This is a genomic window from Flagellimonas eckloniae (genome assembly GCF_001413955.1).
Classification (GTDB): Bacteria; Bacteroidota; Bacteroidia; order Flavobacteriales; family Flavobacteriaceae; genus Flagellimonas; species Flagellimonas eckloniae.
Genome location: NZ_LCTZ01000002.1, coordinates 155,703 through 180,475, shown reverse-complemented (window position 1 = coordinate 180,475; position 24,773 = coordinate 155,703). Strand labels below are relative to the sequence as shown.

General features: G+C 38.4%; 12 protein-coding genes and 1 tRNA gene. 5 read left to right on the top strand and 8 right to left on the bottom strand.

The features are described from left to right. Positions 1–41: 41 nt before the first annotated feature. The 5 genes from drt2 to AAY42_RS00850 form a co-directional block, all read right to left on the bottom strand. Positions 42–1,643, bottom strand: coding sequence for an antiviral reverse transcriptase Drt2 (drt2, locus tag AAY42_RS00870; RefSeq protein WP_055392126.1), 1,602 nt, complete (start codon positions 1,641–1,643; stop codon positions 42–44). 865 nt (positions 1,644–2,508) lie between these two features. Continuing rightward, complete coding sequence (locus AAY42_RS00865) at positions 2,509–3,741, bottom strand: site-specific integrase (protein ID WP_055397658.1); 1,233 nt, start codon at positions 3,739–3,741, stop codon at positions 2,509–2,511. Positions 3,742–3,972: 231 nt separating this feature from the next. After that, positions 3,973–4,046: transfer RNA gene (locus tag AAY42_RS00860), tRNA-Pro, on the bottom strand. Positions 4,047–4,135: 89 nt separating this feature from the next. Next, complete coding sequence (locus AAY42_RS00855; RefSeq protein WP_055392125.1) at positions 4,136–4,432, bottom strand: hypothetical protein; 297 nt, start codon at positions 4,430–4,432, stop codon at positions 4,136–4,138. A gap of 143 nt (positions 4,433–4,575) precedes the next feature. Beyond that, positions 4,576–12,903: a T9SS type B sorting domain-containing protein gene (locus AAY42_RS00850; protein WP_055392124.1), complete on the bottom strand. Its 8,328-nt coding sequence runs from the start codon at positions 12,901–12,903 to the stop codon at positions 4,576–4,578. A gap of 147 nt (positions 12,904–13,050) precedes the next feature. On the opposite strand from AAY42_RS00850, the gene AAY42_RS00845 reads away from it, so the two are divergent. Further along, on the top strand, positions 13,051–14,169 hold the full coding sequence (locus tag AAY42_RS00845) for a PQQ-dependent sugar dehydrogenase (protein WP_055392123.1): 1,119 nt from the start codon (positions 13,051–13,053) through the stop codon (positions 14,167–14,169). A gap of 2 nt (positions 14,170–14,171) precedes the next feature. Here the strand turns inward: AAY42_RS00845 and murQ are convergent, their stop codons facing one another. Both murQ and AAY42_RS00835 read right to left on the bottom strand, forming a co-directional pair. After that, positions 14,172–14,993 carry an N-acetylmuramic acid 6-phosphate etherase gene (murQ, locus tag AAY42_RS00840; protein WP_055392122.1) on the bottom strand — a complete coding sequence of 274 codons (822 nt, stop codon included), beginning with the start codon at positions 14,991–14,993 and terminating at the stop codon, positions 14,172–14,174. Then, positions 14,993–15,742, bottom strand: a complete 750-nt coding sequence (locus AAY42_RS00835; RefSeq protein ID WP_055392121.1) for a DeoR/GlpR family DNA-binding transcription regulator — start codon at positions 15,740–15,742, stop codon at positions 14,993–14,995. The genes murQ and AAY42_RS00835 overlap by 1 nt, the downstream gene beginning before the upstream one ends. Positions 15,743–15,923: 181 nt before the next feature. Between AAY42_RS00835 and nagB the strand changes: the two genes are divergently transcribed. Further along, entirely contained in the window at positions 15,924–17,867 is a 1,944-nt protein-coding gene (gene nagB, locus AAY42_RS00830; RefSeq protein WP_055392120.1) for a glucosamine-6-phosphate deaminase, read from the top strand. A 36-nt stretch (positions 17,868–17,903) separates the two neighbouring features. Here nagB and AAY42_RS00825 read toward each other — a convergent pair whose 3' ends face one another. Beyond that, on the bottom strand, positions 17,904–18,650 hold the full coding sequence (locus AAY42_RS00825) for a DeoR/GlpR family DNA-binding transcription regulator (RefSeq protein ID WP_055392119.1): 747 nt from the start codon (positions 18,648–18,650) through the stop codon (positions 17,904–17,906). Between the two features lie 210 nt (positions 18,651–18,860). On the opposite strand from AAY42_RS00825, the gene AAY42_RS00820 reads away from it, so the two are divergent. From AAY42_RS00820 to AAY42_RS00810, 3 genes are all read left to right on the top strand, one after another. Beyond that, a complete protein-coding gene (locus tag AAY42_RS00820; protein ID WP_245625570.1) occupies positions 18,861–21,821 on the top strand; it encodes a SusC/RagA family TonB-linked outer membrane protein in 2,961 nt (986 codons plus the stop codon). Between the two features lie 16 nt (positions 21,822–21,837). Further along, complete coding sequence (locus AAY42_RS00815) at positions 21,838–23,169, top strand: RagB/SusD family nutrient uptake outer membrane protein (protein ID WP_175288705.1); 1,332 nt, start codon at positions 21,838–21,840, stop codon at positions 23,167–23,169. Positions 23,170–23,258: 89 nt separating this feature from the next. Then, positions 23,259–24,773, top strand: coding sequence for a glycoside hydrolase family 10-like protein (locus tag AAY42_RS00810; RefSeq protein WP_055392116.1), 1,515 nt, complete (start codon positions 23,259–23,261; stop codon positions 24,771–24,773).

Sequence of the window (24,773 nt, the reverse complement as noted above, 5' to 3'; positions counted from 1 at the left end):
TTAAACTTGAATGCTCTTTAACTAAATGCTATTCTAAAAAATTAAAGCTTCAAAGTCCTTTCCTTCCTTTTTCTACCTCTTGATTCTCTTTTTTTAGTTTTACCTTCCTCTTGTGCAAAACGCTGAAGACTAGTTTTAAGAACTTCTCGTTCTATAATACCAAAATGAGCAGACAATTGCCTTCTAATGCTTATTGAGTCCATCCCTTCATATACTTTCCCCTTTGAATTCCTATAGGTTTTTTTAGATGCATTCTTGGCATAACTCAAGAAGTTTCTTCTCCCCAAATGAGAGTATCTTTCATATAGTTGTTTCCTTAATATTTTATTACCTCTGCCTTTATTACTGTAAGACATCATAACACTCTTAACTATTCTGCCTTTAGCTTTCCTGAAGTACCTTGATAGGCTACCTGGTCTTATATAAATATTCTGTCCATTAAACTCAAAACCTAGATACTGTAAATTTTTATAGAATTGATTTTCATTCTGAGCATTGATTTTTACATTTTTCTCTACTATTTTCTTTTGATTAAATGCTCTGATTTTACCTGCAGAATTGTTCTTAAACACAATGTATTCCGTCTTTTTATCCTGAATAACAAGTTTATATTTCTTTATTTCTGAGAGGACTAGGGCATTAATTTCTCTAGCATCTTTAGTGCTACAAATGATAAGTAAATCATCACAATATCTATAATATTTAAATCCATTTTCCCTTCCCAATTTCACTAACCATTCATCAAAATCTATTAAATAAATGTTTGACAATAAAGCACTCATAGAAGAACCTTGTGGTATGCCTCTATTTTCTAAGGTCCCATCCTTCTGTTGTTTTGGCAAGTTTGTAGTTAATAAACTTCTACTTCTTATTAAGTTGAATTTATCTTTAAAACTGGCTCCAGCAATACTATCTGGTATTAAATCCAAAATAGTTTGCCATCCCTCCCCATTTTTCTTTTTCTTTTTCAAGTCGATACCAAAATGCTTTAGAACACTATGCAACCTTACATAACTGTATTTGGTCAAGGAACGATAAACTTTGTATTGATCTTTTGGAAGTTTTTCAAGGTCTAAAACCTTACACCACTTTTCTTTCAATAGAGAATGGTCAATATTATCGAAATAACCAGTAATATCTAAAGCTATAACAGCGCAATCACCATTGACCTTGTTTTGAGATTTTACTTCATCAAATGCCTGTTTTGCAAATTGAATATTGCATTTTCCATCTAAATCAGTCCTATATGCCAGTATACTTCCATCAAAACCTTTTTCCTTGATATACCCTTGATACTTTTCATTCAAGGCGAATGAATAATAGGCATACAAATAAGTGTCAAAGTGTGATGCAAATGAAATAGGCCTGATTTTGGTCTCAAGTTTGCAAGAAGATATATTGTCTTGATATCTGTATCTAGGAGTTTTAATAAGGATTTTGACAAATGGTAAGAATGAATGTTTACTTACCAATTCCAAAGAGGGATCTTCAACCAGTTTTTTAAGCCTTTCGCCATATTTTAGAAAATCAAAATAAGGGTCAAACTGAGGATACTTTTTTAGCTCAAATTCTTCATTGGTTTTACCAATTTTTTCAGAGAATCTTTTCCATACATCCTCATCATATAAAGATAAATTTTTCATCTTTTTATTGGGACATTAGTCAGAATGCAATATCAGACCTTAACATTCTGACTAATGTACAATGTATACCCATTGCTTAACTAGCAACTACCTCAAATTGCTCAAGGATTCTCACCTCTACAAGTCTTAATCCACCCTTGGCCAATCATTAAAATGTGGCACTTCAGATTGTATAAAACAACCTTTTCAAGATTACCGGTGATTTTGTCTGCAATCACTTTAGTTTTCTCCCTTGAAACCTTGCAAGAATCAAATTCTTACTTGGACATACTGTTTTACCAGTGAGGATTTTAAACAAATTAAATGCTATGTTATATGAATACTTCTTAAATGCATACAGACAAATTCTGTTGAAAGGTACAGAACTAATGCCGTTTGGACTGTCAGAGAGCACACTGAGCGAACCAATAAACTTGGTATACTTATTGCTAGGTACTTATATATTCACTAACTTAAACACTTCACCCTTCAACCTACATTGAAGGCATCTTTCCTATAGCAAGTTTTGTGCCATATTTTTACTACGCCATACTGTCATATCCTCTTATATATCAAAGTATTTTAATCAAGCTGATATTCCTATAACCAAAATAGTTTATTCGTACTACTCTTTACAGAATGCACCTTGTGTAAAGAGTTTACTTTGCCATGGGATTTTTAATATCTTCCTTTAAAGATTAAATAAAGGATTGTATTCGGATGTAATTGAAAAAGACCGCTTTCAACAAAAGGTTGAACAACGGCCTTCTTTGTGATTTGACTTTCAAACTAAAATTACCATGAAGTTTTAGTGTCAATTTGCCTCTTACCCCATTTAACAGGCTTTTTAATGGTTATTAAAGAATTTGCAATGAATATGGAGTTATCATGCAGTTTCCCTAACACCATTTAGTGTCTCCTGAAGTTTATTCATGTCATCTTGCAACTTCTTTTCCACCACATTGGCATAAATCTGTGTGGTAGATAGCTTAGCATGCCCTAATAGCTTTGATACAGTTGCAATGGGTACTCCATTGGAAAGGGTTACCGTAGTAGCAAATGTGTGCCTAGCAACATGACAGGTGACCTTAATATCAATTTTACAAAGACCTGCTATCTCCTTTAGATAGGTATTCATTTTTTGATTGGAGTAAACGGGCAGTAATCGTTCTGAATCTTCAAATCCCTCATACACCTCTAAAATAGCTTCCGCCTTTTTCAAAAGTGGAATTTTTACAAGTTCATCACTTTTTTGCCGATAGAGCGAAAGCCACATATTACCATCTATTCCCATTACCAAATTTTGCTTTGTTAGCTTTTTTACATCTATATAGGCTAGCCCTGTATAGCAACAGAAGACAAATACATCGCGCACGCAAGAAAGCTTTGGAATGTCAAGTTCTACGGTTTCTATAGCCTCCAACTGCATTTTGGTCAAGAATCCGTTTTTGAATTTGGTGAACTTCAGTTCATATCTTTCGAATGGGTGTTTCTCTATCCAACCCAGTTTGAAAGCAAAATTCATAAGCTTGTTAAGCCGTTCAATATGCTTCATTAAACCGTTGTTCTTTAAGGGCTGCCTTTTATTGAAATGGTTTTTTGGATTACGTAGAAAAGCCTCAAAATCAACTATAAACTCATACCGGATATAGTCCAATGGCAAGTCAAGTATTTTGAGGTCTTTTATTAAAAAATCCGTCAAATACCGTTCCGTAGTTTTGTAGTTTTTGAGCGTTCCTTCCTTTAGTTTACCGATGCTTTTATCATAATGGTATTTAGATAGGCCAAGTATGGTTTCGCCACTATGGTCGGTTCCAAGATATCTCGCCTTAACCATTTGCGCAGTTACATATCTTCCCTCTTTTACCAATGCCTCATAGCATTTCTTGATTTCTACGTAGATATTGTCCAGCTCATCATTTAAAGCCCTTGCATCCGCATTTCTGCCCATTGCACGGCTTATTTTACTGTTCCACTCATCAATGGGATAGTACAAGTCTGTACTGAATTCAACACGCTTGCCATTGACCGTAATACGCACATAAATGGGTGCGGTTTCGTTTTTACCTCGTGCCTTTATTTGTCGAAAAAGCACCTTAAAAGTCCTAGAAGTCCTCATTTGTTCCCGAATTAACATTTTATTGATATTAACACGAAAGTCAAATCACGTCGAAAGCCTTGCTCTCACTACAAAAGATAGGAAAAAAAAGATAGATGTAAGGGTGGAAATCTGTTCCCGATTTGTTCCCTTTTTTGTTGATTTTAAAGCCAACTAAATGAAATCAAAAAATATTAAAATTCTGAAAATCATTTAGTTAGCATTTTTATAAAACCAAAAAATAGGTCTTAGTCGGGATGACAGGATTTGAACCTGCGACCCCACGCCCCCCAGGCGTGTGCGCTACCGGGCTGCGCTACATCCCGAAATTGGTTTGCAAAAGTATAAATTTTAATGGAATCTTGATGCTGATTTGTAGTAATAAAAAGGCAGCTACCTATTCTTAAATAAAAACTTAACTCCCTAACAGAAACTCTCTAATTTCAATACAAAAAGCTTCTCTGGCCTCCGCTGAGTCATTATTGGGATTTAATAAAAAATAACTCAGTGTTTGGCTTTGGCAAAATTCATCTAAATCCTTACCCTTCCACATATGATAGCTCATCAATAAAGTATTGTAATCTATTTTATAAGGTTTATCTTCTTTATCAAACCCATTTAGGTATAAATTCAACATGAAAATGGAGTAGTCTAAGTTTTTGCAATCATCCACTAGAAAGGAGGAAATCTGAATAGGTTTTTTATAGTCCATTTAGTTACCCTGTTAAGATTTGGCCCAAAATTTATTTTCACAGAAATGGTATCAGTTGCCCATCTGTTATTATAAATCTCCATAACCTTAGGAGTTTCAAAAAAACTCCTCGTAACTAAATATACTCAAAAAACCTTTATTGCCTATCTGTAGAGTGTAAAATGTCCAACGTATTGCTGTTTGTCACTATCGTTGGCATTAACAACATACCAGTAATCACCCGTGGGCAATTCATTTCCTTCATATTTACCATCCCAGCCCTTTACTTCGTCCAATATGGCAACAACCCTACCGTATCTATCGTAAATCTTGACTTCCAAATTCGGAAAGAATTCCCTGTTTCCTATTGTCCAATAGTCATTGAGGTTGTCACCATCCGGTGTGAAAAAATCTGGCATTTCGGGCATCCCATCAAAATCAAACGGCATCACTAAATTGGCAACACAACCATTTTGATCTCTAACCATAATATTCACATTTGCATCCATGCTAATCGTAAAAATATTGGTTTCTCCAAATGATTCTCCTTGGAAAAAGTATTCATACCCACCAAATCCACCGGTAGCAATTGCCTGTATTTCAGTTGGTCCTATCTTCTCGGCCTCCAAAACCAATGGTTCATAAGCATCAATTTCAAATTCAACAAATGTTACACAACCGTTTTGATGATACACGTAGACTGTATGTTCCCCTGGTGGTAAATCTCCATAGACTCTTTGGTCATTAGCCAGTTGAATATCATCCACATCCAACGAAAACAAAAGGTTTGGCAATAACGAACTATCAGCAACAGAAACGGTTGCCGTGCTGTTTGGAAAAATACCATCACAACCATACTGAACAATAGGTTCTACCATTAATTCAATACCAACACCTATCTCAGCTACAATGTTGGTCTGGCATCCGTTGGCATCCCTTACAAAAACCACATAGGTTTCCCCTCCTTGAAGACCATCAAAAAACATAGTTTCATTTTGAACAAAATCTGCATCGTCTGCTGAATTTATACTTGTATAATAAGGAGCCGTACCACCAGTAACATCCAAAGTCAAGGTGCCATCCATATCCCCAAGGCATATTTCTGGAGTGGTGGAAGCAATACCGGCCAATAACTCCATAGGTTGTGTTATTTCCACCGTTCTTGTAATAGTACACCCTAAGTCATCTTGAATAATTACATCATAGGTTCTAGGGGACAAATCATTAAATGTTTTTCTATTTGGATTGACAGGGTCGTCTCCTTCAAAAAACTCACTTAATGTATCTGATATGGAATATCTAATATCTCCAGTTCCCCCACTGGCCTCAATAATAATTTGTCCATTTGTATCACCGTGGCACATAACGGGAACCGCTTCCAAGTATTCCAATACCAAAGGCGGCTTTGGCTCAATAACGATTGGTGTAGAAATTGCTTCACAACCTCCACTCTGGGCATACACATAATAGGTGCCGGGATCAAGGTTTCTAAATATCCCCGAATCTTGGGCAGGCCTAACAGTAGTGGCAACCGTTGGATATGGAGGAACGTCAGAATTCAACAAGGTATAGATGTAGCTTCCTATGCCTCCAAATGCTTCAGAACGAATGATTCCGGTTGCTTCTCCCGCACAGTTAATGGTTGCGTTGGTCAAATCCAATGCTATTACCAAGGGTGCCGCCGGATCCAAAGAAATCTGGTTTGAGCTTTCAAACGGACATCCATTGGAATTTTGAACCTCATATTGGAATGGACCTGGATCAATTGTAATATCCGCAGTAATTTCCACACTTGTTAGACCTGTACCAAACGGCGTAAATGGATCAGCAGTTCCTGCTCTTCGATAAAAATAGTCCACTCCAACTTCTGGATTGGTAACTGTTAATTCCATTCTACCTAAGTCGCCACAACCTGGAGGCTGAAGTTCAACCAATTCGGCAATTACAATTTCTGGATCTTGAACAGTTATCGGAACGGTGGTAAAACTACAGTTCCACCCATCAAAAATTGTGATGGTATAGTCACCAGCGGCTAAATTCGCAAATGTTGGAGTTGTTTGAAGGCCACTATTGGTACCATCCGTTATTCTATTCAGTTGATACAAGTAATTTCCGGCCCCTTGACCTCCCAATATATTATGTGCTTCTATAATACCATCATTATCATTGTTACACGCAAGCGGACTGACCACCTGGATATCTGCTATTATTGGTGTTGGTAGTGGAAGGTTTATCAAAGTAGTTTCTTCGCAACCTCTAAAGTCCCTAATATTTACAGTATAATTCCCTGTAGACAAATCTTGAAAAATTGGGTTTGTATTTGGATAATCGACCAAAATAGTAGTACCATCCGGAGCAATAAGCTGATATTCATAAGTTCCCCAACCACCATCTCCTGTAGCGGTAATCTCACCTAGTCCAGGAACATTACAGGTAACATCTGAAGTTTGGATTGCAGTGACCGATAATGCTCTATCTGGAGATCTAACGGTAGCAATATTACTTGTAACATCACAGAAAGGTGTATCCGATGCTTCAACATAAACAATTAAATTACCCGCTGGAAGCCCAGTGATGATTTCTGGACTATTAATTGGCGCATTGGTATCAAAACTACCGGTTACACCTGTAGTGGTTTCAACCCCAAGGTTATCTCTTGAGAATACTTCGTAATTGTAGGCTCCACTATAATTATTGATTTCTAAACTAATTTCTCCATCATTACCATTAAAACAAGTAACAGGTCTTACCTCTGCAATTATGGCTTCAATATTATTGTATTCTGGCATATTGACTGTTGTAGTCAAGTACGAACATCCTCCATTGCCAATATCAGTAACTGCAAAAATATAATCGCCCGGTGTTGAAATAGGCCAAACCACCCGGTCAGTACCTCCAGAATTCATGGCAGGTTCCGAGCCTAAGGGCAAAATCTCAACTTCGTAGTTTCCAGCACCCTCGTTTACAATAATTGTAATGGACCCTGGATTTACACCGATTCCTGACGCATCGCAAGTTAGTGGGCTTACACTATAACTAAAGGTAATATCTGTAGGTGTATTTATATTTACCGTTGCCATCTCCTCACAACCATTCTGATCTCTTGCCGTAAGAATAATACTTTGGTTGGTTCCATTGTCAATAACTTCAAAAGTATTGCTTGTTTGGAAGTTTGTACCATCAAATTGTGGCGTTCCATCATTCATACTATATGTATACGGACCCGTTCCCGTAGCTGTTCCGGTACCATCGCCATTCGTATCTGTAAAAATGGTAATGGTCGCTGTACTAAATTGGTTGCTTGATGGATTACAACTGAATTCTGTATGTATGGCATCAACCTGTAAAAGTGTTGGCTCACTAATAAGAATATCTCCTGAACGATCTGTACATCCCCTATCTGAAACCACTTCTACTTGATATGTATCTGGTGCTAAATCATCGAATACAGGAGATGCTTGAGGTCCTGCCATAATAGTGGAACTGGCGCCATCATATAAAATATAACTTAAAGGAGTATCTGTATCACTACCTGGTTGTAATTCTACAGAAATAGTACCGTTGTCGGCTCCATTACATGTAATCTCTGTGCTTGGTGTTGCTGTAATAACAGGTGTGTTAACTGTGGAGACATTAACAATAGCCTCATCTGTACATAATGGGGTTGTATTGGAACTTAAGTCGGTAACCAAAATATTATAATCTCCAGGCAATACACCTGTGAATGTATTCGAGCTCTGTGCAGGCCCAATATTGGCCAGTGTTCCAGCATCTCTTAGTTGAAATTCAAAGTTACCACTACCTCCAGTAGTATTTACCGTTATTTCACCATCACCTGCATTACACGTTGGGAAAGAGGTTGCATCAGCTGTTATGGCAAAGAAATCAAAAACATCAGCTGCTATAGTAGCTGTACATCCATTACCGTCCCGTATCGTAATCACATAACTTCCTGGGTTTGGAACCACAAAATTTACACTGCTTTGAAAACCACTACCAATATCATACATAAAGGTTTCTTCAGGTAGACCTGAACCGGTAGATAGTGGGGCAGTCACATTAATTTGATAACCACTGGTTGCTGTACATTGATTTATAACGTCTATGGCCGGTGCTGGGATTCCTGCTTCTTGCGTTACCGTAACCGTTGTCAAGGCAGTACATCCGTTGGCATCTTCTACGTAAAAGTCATAATCTGAAGGATAAGGTCCTGGTATTTCAAATGTGGTATCTGTTCCAAAAACAGTAGGTGCTGGGTCACCATTTGGAACATAGGCGTATCCAAATGGTGCGGTTCCACCAAATCCTCTTACCGTTACAAGGGCTCCAGCATTACAGGTGGCCTCTACATTATTATCTACAACAATTGAAGGTGAACTAAATCCAATAAAAACCAAGGTACTGGAACTACAGCCTGTATCATCATCTGTAACTATTATTTGGTAATTTCCGGGTGCCAACCCAGTGAATGTATCATTAAATGGAATGGGTTCGGATGTATACGTGTCTGGTCCAGCTTCAATGGCACCTGTATCCGTATTTTCAAGGGTAACGGTAAAATTTCCTGGACTTGAGGTAATTCCTGAGACCTCATAATCAATTCCACCACTACCTGCTACATTACAGGATGCCGTGGATGAATTTGCCGTAACAGTTACCGGATTGGTTGCCGTAATCGGGTCTATCTCCTCAATATAAGTACACCCATTTGCATCCCTTACCTCAACGAAGTAGGTAACGCCAAAGGTTACCTGACCAGTGAAATCATAAATATCCCCTTGTCCAGGAGTATTATCCGCTGGATTAAAAGCAGGTTCACCTACCAATCTAAATTCATAGGGGGCAGTACCCCCTGATGCCTGTACTCTATAAGTAAAGGCAGAACCTGAACAAACAGCAGGTGGTGTATCTATAGGAGTTAAATCCAAAGTGTTTTGATCAACCACAACTTCATCCCTATCCTCGCATCCTTGGCTGTCCGTTGTTACAATAGTATAATTTCCAACTGGAAGATTAGGGAAATTAGCTGTAAGACTAGGAGTTCCCATGGATGATGCTACAGGAACGCCATTTACGTCCAACAATATATAATCAAAAGGCGCCACGCCACTACCTCCAGTAATTGCTACAGATACTGAACCATTTACGGCTCCTAAAGAACACACAGCGTCAATAGGTGTAGCTGTGGCGTCTAATGCCACACTACCACCGATAGTTACATTGTATGCTGGACTAACACAACCTCTGCTATCCCTAACCATAAAACCACCATGGGTTCCCGGACCATATCCTGAAAAAATGTTTTGGGAACTAAATGTTACTCCATTATCATTACTGTATTCATACGGTGGAATCCCTTGTGAGGTATCGGCTACCACTTCCACAATTCCACTGGTTGCATCACCGCATTGCGTATCCGTACCAATAACAGAACCTGCAATAGTTTCAGGTGGGGTAATAGTTATAATGTTTGATTCAGTAGTACAGCCTTCACTATCCGTAATCAAAAATTGGTAGGTAGTGTCCGAAACGATTGAACCGTCATTAGGAATACTATAGACAAAGGAATTTCCTGTAATGTTGTTGTTATCCGATGAATATCCTCCACCATTAATCTGAACTTCATAAATATCATAGTCACCTCCTGAAGTGTATCCATTACTGATATTTACCTGAATTTGTGCAGGAGGACCAGCACAATCCAATTCTTGAATGGTAGTTGCCAATGCAGTTACTTGCGGTTCTATTGTTGCGGTTACCGTATCTCTACAATCATTGGCGTCCACAACTTCTATACTATAATTTCCCGGGGTAAGGCCAGCAAAACTATTGCTAGCGCCCAAGGCCCCTCCATTTATCCTATATTGATATGGGGCAGTACCCAAAGTAGCGTTGACCACTAAGGTAGCTGCAGTAAAATTGTCGTAACAAAAATCCGAAGCAGTTGTATCCAATGTTAGCGTGGGCGCCTCTAACGTTGTAAGCGTAAAACTATCCGTTACGGTACAACCGTTTGCATCTGTTACACTTACTTGATACAAACCATCTTGGGAAAGGTTTGAGAAAACACTTCCATTTTTTGGTCCTCTGGTAGAACTATCGGGTTGCGTCAATGTATATCGATTACCTCCCCAACCACCAACGGTATTCACCCTAACGGCGCCAATATTTCCGTTTTGACAACTCATATCGGTCACGTCCAAACTAGAAATAGCAAAGGCCGTTGAAGGTTCTTCAATTGTAAGAGTTGCAGTATCCGTACAATTGGTATCTTCATCTGTAACGGAAATGACATAACTTCCTGCTGCCAATCCGGCCAATGGTATAATTCCGCTATTTTGACCCGTGAACGGTGTTCCTCCGTCTATATCATAACTATATGTAGTATTAAAACCATCAACCAAAAAACGACCTTCTCCATCAGAATCTCCAACACAGGTGACCACTTTGGTTTGTTGTGCTTGAACACCTATTGAGCTGATATCTGTAATCGCGTAGTTCTCATCATACGAACATCCTTCATTATCGGTAACCCTAAAGGTGTATGTTCCAAGTCCCAACCCGTTAAATGTACTATTTGTTCCATTATCAACAACACTAGCTGTTGGGGCAATAATTTCATAATTATAAGGTCCAGTCCCGCCAGTTACCACTAATGCAACTGAAGCCGTAGTAGTGATACAATCCAAGCTGGAAATGGTAAAAGCTATATCCGTAGGCTTATCAAGAACATTGAAGACAATATCCGGTAAAGTTTGAACACACCCATTGGCATCCCGTATTAGGGGAGTATACGTTCCTACTCCCAAGCTTGCAAAAACCGGATTTGTACCAAACCCAGCTCCAACACTATATTCATATGGAGCAGTTCCCCCTGAAACGCCTGAAATAGTAATCTGTCCACCACTTTCATCTGCACATGTAGGTACTGTATCCGGGGTGGCTGTAGCATTTATATTTGATGGAGTTCCTATTGTTCCTACTACAGATGATGTGTTACAGGTGAAGGAATCCTGTTCATATCGTAAAACGATATCATACGTACCAGGAGCCAAATTGGAAAACACATTACTTGTTTGATAGGTAGCTCCATTATCGTTACTATATTCTATCTCATATCCAAAACCATTGGTGACATTTACAGTGATTCTACCATTATTTGAACCTCCGCAATTCGCATCTTCTTCTGTGATATTGAAAGTTGGAGGTGGAATGTCAGGTACGTTTACCGTGGCACTTCTCTGGCAACCATTGGCATCTTCTACCAAAATGGCGTAGGTAGCCGCTGAGGTGACTGTAAAAGATGTAGTACTAGTATATGTTGAACCAAATGCCCCACCATCTACACTAAAACGATAGGGTGCAGTACCCCCTGTGGTTGTCAAATCCACATCAACCGAAGTAGCTCCGCAACCAAAACTAGCAGAAGCTGTAGCCACAACATCCAAAGGACTTATTCCATTTCCAATTTCAATAATGGCACCACCAGTATCCGTGGTTATCGTTTCTGAACAATCATTGGTATCTACTCTAATGCTATATACACCTGGGCCAACATTGTCAAAAGTGTATGAATCCAATCCATTTGGGCCGAAGGTATCCACCGTTACCCCATTTTTTATCAAACGATAGGTATAAAAACCAGGTACTCCGGAAACCTGAACATCGATACTTCCCAATTCACTGCTACATAAAATATCATTAGCGGTAACATCTACTGTAATATCAAGGCTTTGAACATTTACGGTATTTGAAGGGAATAAACAGGCACTGGCAGAAACGTTTTTTAATCGGGCCCAAACCATATAATTACCAGGGGTGGCAATATCGAAAAATGGATCATCTTGATAAGGTCCAGCTGAACTGTTCAAGCTATACTCATAACCAGCTGGTACATTGGTAACCTCTACCCTACCAGGGTTTCCACAGATAATATCTTCATTGATCAACTGTGGATCCAATGGATTTAACGTTGACTTAAAATAGAAGTATTGTCCAGAATCCACGCGAACTCTAAATTCTCCAGCAGAATCCAAACTATAGGTTGCACCTGTTCCCACTGTATTCCATGTACACGCAGCGTTAATGGTTGGACAATCATCAACAACTGTAGGTGCACAAGTATTGGGGTCTAATTGTTGCCACTCATACGAACTACCGGATTGACTAAGTGTTAGGTTTCTAATATCACTAGTACCGCACAAGAAAAATTTTGCTAGGGTACTACCATCATTAGGGCACACCACTTCTTCGTTGGCTCCTTGAATAATGGTCATGAACATAGCAGCGGAACTAAAAACCTGGGTTTTGTCCGAAGAAATATCAACAGTTGAAATTTCCGAAACTTTTTCAGAATGAGGTTGAGGAGTACCAGATACAATAGTTTCAAGTATCTTGTTGACCTCTGTTTTTGCTAGTACCGTGGAACAACATATTGAAATGAACACCAGCAACACGGCAAATAGCAAATGCCTTGTTTTTTGAGGAAGCATAGGTTAAGTCTTGTTATGGTAGAATATGTTCGGATTTGGGACCTAAATATTCTATATAGTAATTATCTAATCTTATATAATTCTCTTTATCTTCGACTATATAAAGTCGTAATTCGTCTATAAAATCTATTATTTCAACGTGAAATTATGAAAAAAAGTGCGTTTGTTCTCTATTTTTTCGTTGTAATGCTCACCTCATCTTGTGCTCAAAAATCGGATAGTGGCATTAATATTCCCGAAAAAATTGACTTTACGGCCAAACTTATTGTTGATGGAATCCAAAATCCCTGGGGTATGGCTTTTCTTCCAAATGGAGGTATACTAATCACTGAAAAGGCTGGTGAAGTGCTTCTTTATAAAAATGGTAGAACAACCAAAATATTGAATGTTCCTGAGGTTTATGTTAGAGGCCAAGGAGGACTTTTAGATATTGAACTTCACCCTAATTATAGTGAAAATGGATGGGTGTACCTATCCTACTCTTCTTCAAGTGGAAGTGGAAAAGGAGGAAATACCACTATAATACGGGCCAAGCTCGACAATAACTCACTTGTGGAGAAACAAGTGCTTTATAAAGCAACTCCAAATACAACCAAAGGGCAGCATTTTGGCTCTCGTTTGGAATTTGATAATCAGGGCTACCTCTATTTTTCATTTGGTGACAGAGGAAATAGGGATGTCAACCCTCAGAATATTGCAAAGGATGGAGGAAAAATCTATAGAATCCATGACGATGGCACCATACCCAAAGACAATCCATTTGTGAATGACACCAAGGCTAAAACGGCCATATACAGCTACGGTCACCGAAATCCACAGGGGTTGGTAATGCATCCAGAAACTGGACAACTTTGGGAACATGAGCATGGCCCACGAGGTGGTGATGAAATAAACATTATAGAAAAAGGAAAGAATTATGGATGGCCCGTAATTACTTACGGAATCAACTATAGCGGAACAAAGATTACATCGGAGACTTCAAAATCCGGTATGGAACAACCTGTTCATCAATGGACTCCCTCAATAGCTCCTTCTGGAATGGCATTTGTGACTTCAGATAAATACCCTAATTGGAAAGGAAATTTATTGGTGGGGTCTCTTGCTTTTCAATATTTGGAACGAATGGTTCTTGAGAATAACAAGGTAGTCTATCGGGAAAAACTATTGAATGGTATGGGAAGGGTTAGAAACGTTCGCCAGGCACCTGATGGTTATATATATGTGGGAATTGAAGGCAAGGGCATAGTACGACTTGAGCCGAACTAAATTTAATGTGTCTTCAGGGCTTCTACCGCTTTCTTAACAGAACCATATTTAAGCAGCGCCTTTTCAGCATCTTTGTAGTCAAGACCAAGTTCTTCAATCAAGTAGCGCGTCCCCCTATCGACCAACTTGGTATTACTAAGCTGCATATTGACCATTTTATTTCCTTTTACCCTACCAATTCGTATCATTAAGGCGGTAGAAATCATGTTCAACACAAGTTTCTGGCTTGTTCCACTTTTCATTCGGGTACTTCCGGTAACAAATTCCGGTCCTACTTCAATTTCTATGGAAATATTAGATTCTGATGCCAATGGGGAACCAGGGTTATTGGTAATACCAGCAGTTAACAATCCATTTTTTTTAGCTTCCCGAATTCCCCCTAGTACATATGGTGTAGTACCTGAAGCAGCAATCCCTACTACAACATCTTTTTCATTTACATTGAATTCCTTAAGATCTTTCCATGCCTGTTCTGTGCTATCTTCAGCAAATTCAACAGCTTTTCTTATGGCCACATCACCTCCAGCTATAAGTCCGATTACCTTGCTGTGAGGCATACCAAACGTAGGCGGAATCTCTGATGCATCCAAAATTCCTAATCGACCGCTTGTTCCAGCCCCAATATAAAAAAGGCGTCCACCACTCATAAAACGTTCGGCAATCATATCTACCAAAACCGTAATCTGTGGAATTACCCTAGAAACAGCTTCAGCTATTTTTTGGTCTTCTCTATTAATACTTTCTAAAATGGTACTTGTGTCCATTTGCTCCAAATCATCATAATTTGAAGGGGTTTCTGTAATTTTCTTATAATTAACTTTCATTACAAAAGATGAATCTCTTGATTTCTAAAGAGGTTTAAAAGGTTATCATTGGGATCCAATTCCGTAATCATCGTATTGATTGCATTAATATTACAGGTTTTATAGCGATGCTGGGAATTCAATTTTTCGGATATCGACAAAAGTACAGTTTTTTTGGAAGCATTGATAACTGCTTTTTTAACTTGTACAATATCCCAGTCAAATTCTGTTAAACCAAACAACGAATCTACATATCCTGTCCCTATAAAACTATAGTCCACTCTTATTTCAGACAATTGGTGAATTGTACTTGGTCCTGTGGATATTTGTGAATCCGGAGAAATTTCCCCTCCTATAAAAATTACCTTTACGTTGGGCTTTGCCAGTAATTCCATGGCTACGGGAAGACTAAGCGTAAAACAAGTAAGCTTAATATTGTCAGGTATTTGCCTGGTCAACTCAACACAGGTTGTACCACCATCGATAAATATTACCCCACCTTCCTTCAATAGTATTGCTGCCTTTCTAGCGATGTTTTTCTTTTCTTCAAGAGCATAAACATTGGTATTTCTGGCTGTTGAATGTGTAAAACCCAAAGCAATTGCCCCCCCATGTACTTTACGGAGCTTATTCTCAGCGTCTAGTTCCTTCACATCTCTGCGAGCTGTATCAATGGAAACATCCAACATCTCTGCTAAATCCGCAAGTAATACCCTATTGTGCAGGGCAACCTCATTTAATATGGCTTTTTGTCGTTCTTCTTTAAGCATTTAGGGTTGTAACTAATTCAGCAAAGATAGTAAAATCCCAATTTTGCCGTTTTTTATTGTTTTTAAATCAAAAAAATGTTAAAAAAGCATTAAATAGCATAAATAACTGCATAAAACAGCAAAAAGTAAAAGATTGCAATTACATTTGCAATTCATTTAGATTTAATTTTTTCCTTATCATATGGCTAAGACAGTATTATCACCAAACAGTATCACCTTTCCACAGGACGAAGAATCCAGAAAATTTGAAAAAATCAACACTTCGGTACATAACAATTCAAACAACGCCTCTTTTTTTGTAGCAAATGAAATCGCAGATCTTATAAGGCAGCGACAAAAAGAAGGAAAAAAGCTCGTTCTTGGATTAGCTACTGGTTCCACCCCAACCAAAGCCTATGATTTTTTAGTAAAATTCCATAAAGAAGAAGGGCTAAGTTTCAAAAATGTAATCACTTTTAATTTGGATGAATATTTCCCCATGGAAGCAGATTCCATTCATAGCTACGTTCGCTTCATGAACGAACATCTATTTGACCATATCGATATCAAGAAAGAAAATATCAATATTCCAAATGGAAGATTGGATAGGGAAGATGTTCGTGAGTTTTGTGATGATTACGAAAAGAAAATCCAAGATGCCGGTGGAATTGATATCCAGGTACTTGGTATTGGTAGAACCGGACATATTGGTTTTAATGAACCTGGTTCTTCCTTGACAAGCAAAACCCGATTGGTAAGACTTGACCGCGTAACCCGACTTGATGCCGCAAGTGATTTTTTTGGACTTGAAAATGTACCCACCAGAGCGATAACAATGGGGGTGGGAACCATCATGGCAGCAAAAAAAATTATTCTAATGGCTTGGGGGGAAGGAAAGTCTATAATAGTCAAAGAAGCTGTTGAAGGGCCAATTAGAGAATCTGTCCCTGCAACTTTCCTTCAAAACCATCCAAATTGTAGTTTCGTAATAGATGAAGCAGCAGCATCTGAACTTACACGTATAAACACACCTTGGCTTGTGAGCGAATGCCAATGGAATGAAAAATTGATTAAACGAGCAACTCTTTGGCTTTCTGAAAAATTAAGTAAGGCTATTTTAAAACTTACCAACGAAGATTACAACGAATATGGAATGGGAAGCCTAATAGCCGAAGTGGGTTCTGCAGAACACATCAACCTTATTGTATTCAACCAATTACAACGAACCATCACTGGTTGGCCTGGAGGTAAGCCCAATGCAGATGATAGCCAAAGACCTGAGCGTAAAGATCCATATCCAAAAACCTCATTGATTTTCAGTCCGCATCCAGATGATGATGTAATATCGATGGGAGGAACACTACTTCGTTTGGTAGATCAGGGCCACAAAGTACATGTGGCCTATCAGACTTCAGGAAACATTGCCGTTTTTGATGATGAAGTAATTCGATTTCTTGATTTCGCAACAGAAATCCAAGAAGGAAATAAAGAGCTCGAGCAAAAATTCTCTGAAGTCCGAGAATTTTTGAAAACAAAATCACCTGGACAAATTGATAGCCCTGAAATACAAAAAATAAAAGGGTTAATTAGAAAAGGAGAAGCTCTGTCTGCCTGTAGATATTGTGGTGTGAAAGAGGAAAGCGCCCATTTTCAGAATTTACCTTTTTACGAAACAGGCGCTGTGAAGAAAAAACCTCACACTGCAGAAGATGTTCAAAAAACTTATGATCTTTTAAACGAGATCAAACCCCATCAAATATTTGCAGCAGGAGATCTTTCCGATCCACATGGTACCCACCGAGTGTGCCTTCAGGTCATCTATGAGGCCATTGACAGGTTGGTTGCCGATAAGGTTGACTGGATAGATGATTGTTATTTTTGGCTCTACCGAGGTGCTTGGCAAGAATGGGATATCGCTGATATGGAAATGGCGGTTCCTATTGGACCTAAAGACATGGAGCGAAAGAAAAATGCCATTTTTAAACATCAATCCCAAAAAGATGCCGCAATGTTTCCTGGAAATGATGATCGTGAATTTTGGCAACGTGCCGAACAACGAAACACCGAAACAGCAAGAAGGTATAACCAATTGGGAATGGCAGAATATGAGGCCATGGAAGGTTTTGTGAGATATAAATTTAATTAGCACATAAAAAAGAGGCCGTGATTAAGGCCTCTTTTTTTATATTAAATCTATTTTCTTGGCATAAGGCTTTAATACAGAATCGTTCACATCTAATTCTGTGATTAGATGATCTACTGCATCAATATCGCATATTTTATAACGTTGTCCAGAATTGATTTTTTCAGAAATAGACGGAACCACCACTTTTTTGGATGCTTTGATCATTGCCTTTTTAACTTGAACTATCTCCCAATCAAACTCGGTAACACCGTCAGTTGGGTGTATGCTGTTAACTCCCAAAAAACAGATATCGGCCTTTAGTTCGGATAATACCCCTATAGGACTGCCGCCAATAGTAATTTGTGAATCCTTATTAATTTTTCCTCCAATAAAAATTATGTCAATATTCGGTTTTGGCAATAATTGAACTGCAATGGGTAAACTTGGTGTAAAACATGTTATTTTAAGATGCGGAGGAATAAGACGGGAAATCTCAAGATTGGTGGTACCTCCACTTAACAAAACAACCTGCCCATCCTTAAGCAAAGTAACTGCCTTCTCAGCTATCTGGGATTTTTTCTCCAGTGAATAAATTTCACGATTGACATAGCTATAATGGTTAAAACCCAATGAGATTGCACCACCATGAACGCGTTTTAGTTTATTATCATCGTGTAATTCTTTGATATCCCTTCGTACTGTATCAGGTGAAACCTTTAAAATTTCGGCTATATCTGCCAACAAAACCTTGTTGTGTATGCGTACTTCATTCAATATTACTTGGTGGCGTTCTTCCTTGAGCATTTGATTTTACTATTTAAGATGGATACAATAGTTGTCGAAAAATAAGGTAAAAATTGGCTTGTCCAAAATTCTAAATTACAAATATTGCATAAACTTGCAATATTTGCAGTTTTTTGCATATTTTTATGCAGACCATTTATTCATTTTAAGATAAGAACACTAATCCTCAACGAATTACTAACTCAAATGCGAAAAGCAAAAATCAACTTTATGAATGAAAAAATCTCGCGCCAAATGCTGTTTTTGGTTTGTATGGTATTAAGTACCAGTGCATTTTCCCAAAATTCAGGTTCCTTCTCGGGAACAATCACAGACATTAGAAACGGAACACCTATTCCCGGTGTTTCCGTATTTATCGAAAACACTGCTTATGGAACCGTAACCGATTTTGACGGTAACTACAGCTTTCAAGTTGACCTACCAGAATCGGGCTATCTTCTTGTTGCCAGCTATCTTGGATATTCAACGGAAAAATTAAATGTGAGTTATTCCGGTGGTGACATGACCAACAATTTTACCTTGTCGGAAGATCTCTTAAGTCTTGATGAGGTTGTTGTTACCGGGAACCCCTCAGGTGTTAACAAACGAACTTTGGGTAACGCCATATCCTCTGTAAAGTCCGAAGATCTTGTAAATAATGGTGCCATTGCAGTAGACCAGGCCATTTCTGGTAAAATATCTGGTGCTCTCGTACAACAGAACTCAGGTGATCCAGCAGGTGGTATCAGCATCAGACTTAGAGGACCTAGCACAGTTCTCGGGAACTCGGATCCGCTTTATATAGTGGACGGGATTATAATCAGTAACTCAAGTAATAGTAACAACTTGGTTGACTTAGGTGGAAATTCCCAAAACAGATTAGTAGATCTAAACCCCAACGACATTGAACGTATAGAAATTATAAAAGGTGCGGCCGCAGCGGCAATCTATGGTTCTAGGGCAAGTAATGGTGTAGTTCAAATTTTCACAAAAAGAGGTAAGTCAGGAGATCCTAAATTCACCTTTACCACCAATGTTAGGGTAAATGAATTGCGAAAAGAAATAGACTACAATACAGTTCCTTTGGCTTGGGTAGATCCTTTTGATCGCGAAAACCTGGAGACCGTTGCGGTAGAAAGGTACAACTATCAGGATGAATTTTTTCAATCTGGATTTGGAATTGAAAATTTCTTATCAGTAAATGGCGGAAATGAAAAAACATCCTACTATATTTCTGGATCTTTTCTGGATAATGAAGGTGTAATTAAAAATACTGATTTCCAACGTATAGGATTCAAAACAAATATTACCCAAAAGGCTTTTGATTGGCTAGACATCAGTGCAGGTTTAAATTTTACACGAAGCGTTAGCAGTGACATTCCAAATGGAGGGATAAATGCTGCCTATGGAGCAATAACTGGTTTTGTTTTCAGCGATAATTCCATCAATCCTTCTCCCGATGATTCTGGAGTTTATCCAGTCACTTCACTTCTTGTTCCCAGGACAAATCCTGCTGAAGCAGTGAATCGTTTTGACTTTGGACAAAAAGTAAATCGGATAATTACAAGTATCGGATTAAATGCAAAGATTACTGAAAAGTTACGGGCAAGCTATTTGTTGGGATTGGATTTTTATAATCAATCTGCAACGGCCTTTATTCCTATTAACAATACCTCTCCCAACGGTAACGGTTTTTCCAGAAGAGCGGACATTAATAGTTTTCAGTACAATAGTGATTTAAATCTTACATATCAAACACCAATAACTGATGATATTGAATCGACCACCACATTAGGAGGTTCATGGCAATACGAAGAGTTTGATAGAATTGGCATTGAAGCGGATGGGTTAGCTCCTGTGGTTCAAGTTGCTTCCGATGGAAGTATTCTGGCACAAGGGGAAACACGCTCACAAATATCATACTGGGGCTCTTTTTTACAGCAATCGTTTGGCTATAAAGACAAACTATATCTAAATGGAGCCATTAGATTAGATGGCGCATCGACTTTTGGTGAAGATGAAAGAAACCAATTGTATGCCAAGGCAAGTTTATCCTATGTAATATCTGAAGAGGATTTTTGGGAAGACACTTTTGGAGATACTTTTAACACGTTCAAGTTAAGAGGCTCTTGGGGGCAAGCAGGTAACCTTACCGCACTTTCCGCTTTCCAAAGATTTACAACTTTGAATCCTTCTTCAATAAATGGTTCTCCAAGTTTAATTCCCGGAACACAGCAAGGGGATTTAGATATTGCACCAGAACGACAGGAAGAAATCGAGTTTGGTTTTGATGCAGGGTTTCTAAACAACAGGTTGGGAATTGAGTTTACATATTATAAACAAGATGTAACCGATCTTTTGTTGCCCAGAGAGTTGGCACCTTCAACTGGGTTTGCGTCCAGAATTGAAAATGTTGGGGATTTGGAAAATAAAGGGATTGAAATTTTGTTAAAAGGTGCTCCTATTAAAACTAACGACTTCTCATGGGACATCACTGCAACTTTTTCACAAAATGAGAATACGGTTACCCGAGTTGCAGGGGGAGGACAATTTTCACTTGCAGGAAGTTTTTCAACCAACTTTGTTATAGAGGGAGAATCTTTAGGTGTCTTTTATAGACAGTTTTACGCTCGTGAAGCAGATGGAAGTATCTCTTTGGATGCTGATGGTTATCCGTTTAGGGGAACTACGGCCGATGGTGAAAGCTCCAAGGTACTTGGAGATCCCAATCCAGACTGGTTTGGATCATTAATCAACGAATTTGCATACAAAAATTTCAAATTCAGAATTCAATTCGATGCAGTCCAAGGTTTCGATGTTTTTAACTGGAATAGAAGGCTTTTGGATAATGTCATTTTTGGAGGTGGCTATAATGTCGGTCAAGAGCTTTTGGGCAATCGACCAAAAGGATTTGGAGGGGCTCAGGCCGGTATCTTCGAAGAATTTGTTGAAGACGGTTCTTTTGTAAAACTGCGTGAATTAGCAATCAGCTATGGATTTAAACCTCCTTTTACCGGAGTGGATAATGTTGAGATAAGTCTTGTTGGTAGGAATTTAATCTCTTGGGACGATTATTCCGGATGGGATCCTGAAATAAACACCGCAGGTCAGAGCAACGGAGTACGAGGTTTTGACTTTGCAGGAGTACCAATTCCAAGAACATATCAACTAGGGATTAATGTTAGTTTCTAATCAAAAAAAAGCTACGATGAAAAACAATATAAAATATTTTATCATTTGCATTTCACTTTCCATAGGACTTGCTTCTTGCGAAACTGATTTCAACAACCCCAATGCCGCAACAGAGGAACAAACTTTTTCTTCTCGTGAGGGTATTTTGGCCTCGGCAGTTGGACTTCAACAACTATACGCTACCACAGGTGTTAGATGGATTATTGAAACACCAGCTATTACTACCAGGGAAGGTGGAATTACAACTACCTTCCAAAACATGATTGAGTTGGAAGATGGAGGCACTGATCTCCCTAATTTTAACTCCAATGTTCAAGGGCTGTGGTCCACAATGTTGCGAGTAATGAAAATTGCGGAAGATATTGAAGCCAATGCCTCCAATATAGAATTGGACGCTGGCACGCAAAGTGGTCTAATTGCCCATGCAAAACTTTTTAAGGCCATGGCCATAGGAAGTTTAGCTCAAAACTATGAGCAAGTAATTATTGCAACCAACAATGACAATGATGCTGCTTTTGTGTCAAGAAATGATGGTTTTTTGGCAGCCATTGCACTTTTAAATGAAGCCATTAGCCAATTATCTGCCAATGCGATTTCAGATGAATTTACCAATACCATAACCTTGGGCAATATTGATTTGGAAAATACCATTTTGGCAATGACGGCACGCTACAATCTTTTTGCTGGCAATTATGCTACAGCTATTACAGCAGCCAATAGCGTTGATTTGACATCTACCTCTGTTTTTGCATATGATTCCCAAAACCTAAACCCTATTTGGGCCAGGGTTTTTCAAAATGATGCCCCAAACTTTAAGCCAAGAGATAATTTTGGCTTACCAGCGGAATTTACTTTTGATGCTGCTGATGGAAGATTGGCTTTCTACCTTGTGGATTTGGGTGAAACAAATCAAAATGGCTTGCCCATTGAAGATTTGGCAGGCTTTTTCAATGTAAATACCGGTTCATTACCCGTTTATATTCCAGATGAAATGAATTTGATTATTGCCGAAGCCAATCTAAGACAAGGGACGCCAGATTTAACGGCTGCCACATCCGCGTTGGATGAAGTCTTAACAGATAATGATGATCCTTTTGCTATAAATGCCAACGTTGCCGCATATTCAGGTGACAATACTGCTGATGCCTTACTAACCGAAATCTATAGAAACAGGCGGTCAGAGCTTTTTCTTACTGGAATGAGTTTGGAAGATAGCAGAAGGTTTGGAAGGCCTCAACCTAGCGGCGCAGCAATGAATTATGATGAAGAACGTAATAGGAACTTTTACCCCTATCCAGATTTGGAAAGAAATAGTAATCCAAATACTCCTATGGACCCATCAATTTAAAACAGTTTGAGTTGAGTTTGTTAGTTTCAATTTAATCAAGCGAAAAGGCCTACATTTAGTACTTAAGTAGGCCTTTTTATTTATATGCTATGTTAAGAATACTGTACGTAATACCAATATTCCTTTGTCTTTCCTGTGCAACGTCAAGAATTACAAAAAAATCTCCACAAAAAGAATTCAGGGGAGTTTGGATTGCAACAGTTGTTAATATTGATTGGCCTAAAAATGCAAATGACAATTCAGAAAAACAAAAGAAGGATTTTATTGAAATTCTTGATTTTTATCAGAAACTGAACTTTAATGCAGCCATTGTTCAAATACGGACAGCAGGAGATGCATTTTACAAAACAGAACACGCTCCATGGTCTAAATACCTAACTGGAAGAGAAGGAGAAGCACCAAAAGAAGACTTCGATAAGCCTTTGGAATGGATGATAGCGGAAACCCACAAGCGTGGAATGGAATTTCATGCATGGCTCAATCCATATCGTGCCACTTTTGATTTGGATACGGTTGCACTATCTCCGGAACATGACTTTTATCAACATCCCAATTGGATGCTCAAGTATGGTAAAAAATATTATTACAACCCTGGATTACCTGAAGTACAGCAAAAACTGACCAAAGTAATTGAGGAAGTAGTTTCAAACTACCATGTTGATGCAATTCATTTTGATGATTATTTTTATCCCTATAAAATCAAAGACGAAGTATTTAAAGATAGTATTGCTTTTCAAACCTATCATTTGCAAAATCAAAATATAGAAGACTGGAGAAGAAGCAATGTAGATTCTTTGGTAAAAAAAGTTCATACAGCCATTAAAAAAACTAAGCCATGGGTTCAATTCGGTATAAGCCCTTTTGGTGTTTGGAAAAACAAGAGTACGGATCCAAGTGGGTCAGATACCAAAGCAGGACAAACTACCTATGAAGATCTTTATGCAAATCCGCTTCTTTGGGTTGAAAAAGGATGGTTAGATTATTTAGTGCCCCAGATTTATTGGAGTGTGAATTACCCTCCTGCTTCGCATAAAGTTATTGTGGAGTGGTGGGCAAATACAGCCAAAAATACCAATCTATATATTGGTAATGGCATCTATAAAATCAAGAACAACAAAGACAAAGCCTGGAACAAGAACAAAGAAATCCCCAAACAACTTTCACTTGCCAGGTCTCAAAAAGAAATAACTGGCAATGTTTTCTTCAGTGCAAAATCACTTTTGGGAAAACATGAGAAGATTACCAAAATACTAAAGAAAAAGTTTTATAAGCTTCCATCGCAAAATCCAAGTGGAATTTCCAAAACAAAACGGGAAGTGTCCGCTCCAACTGTAGAGTCAATCCATGTTGCCAATAGCAATCTAAACACTTGTATTTCCCATTCGGACAGTATTCCACGTTTTTTGAATTATTATGTTTTAAACAAGAAAGTACAAAACCAAAAACTGCTCATTGGAAAGAGTTATCTTTCGGTTGGTCAAAATTCTATCTGCAACCAGATACAGTTGACAAAAAAGCAATCAAAAAATGGTATTGGAATTACCATAATTGATGCCTTCGGAAATGAAAGTAAATTGCAAAAACTAACCATAGAGCCGAATTAA

Coding starts and splice junctions, on each gene's coding strand:
- AAY42_RS00835 (WP_055392121.1), bottom strand. CDS start 15,742: ATGCTTAAAGAAGAACGACAAAAAGCCATATTAAATGAGGTTGCCCTG.
- AAY42_RS00865 (WP_055397658.1), bottom strand. CDS start 3,741: ATGAGGACTTCTAGGACTTTTAAGGTGCTTTTTCGACAAATAAAGGCA.
- AAY42_RS00810 (WP_055392116.1), top strand. CDS start 23,259: ATGTTAAGAATACTGTACGTAATACCAATATTCCTTTGTCTTTCCTGT.
- AAY42_RS00825 (WP_055392119.1), bottom strand. CDS start 18,650: ATGCTCAAGGAAGAACGCCACCAAGTAATATTGAATGAAGTACGCATA.
- AAY42_RS00855 (WP_055392125.1), bottom strand. CDS start 4,432: ATGGACTATAAAAAACCTATTCAGATTTCCTCCTTTCTAGTGGATGAT.
- AAY42_RS00850 (WP_055392124.1), bottom strand. CDS start 12,903: ATGCTTCCTCAAAAAACAAGGCATTTGCTATTTGCCGTGTTGCTGGTG.
- murQ (WP_055392122.1), bottom strand. CDS start 14,993: ATGAAAGTTAATTATAAGAAAATTACAGAAACCCCTTCAAATTATGAT.
- nagB (WP_055392120.1), top strand. CDS start 15,924: ATGGCTAAGACAGTATTATCACCAAACAGTATCACCTTTCCACAGGAC.
- drt2 (WP_055392126.1), bottom strand. CDS start 1,643: ATGAAAAATTTATCTTTATATGATGAGGATGTATGGAAAAGATTCTCT.
- AAY42_RS00815 (WP_175288705.1), top strand. CDS start 21,838: ATGAAAAACAATATAAAATATTTTATCATTTGCATTTCACTTTCCATA.
- AAY42_RS00820 (WP_245625570.1), top strand. CDS start 18,861: ATGAATGAAAAAATCTCGCGCCAAATGCTGTTTTTGGTTTGTATGGTA.
- AAY42_RS00845 (WP_055392123.1), top strand. CDS start 13,051: ATGAAAAAAAGTGCGTTTGTTCTCTATTTTTTCGTTGTAATGCTCACC.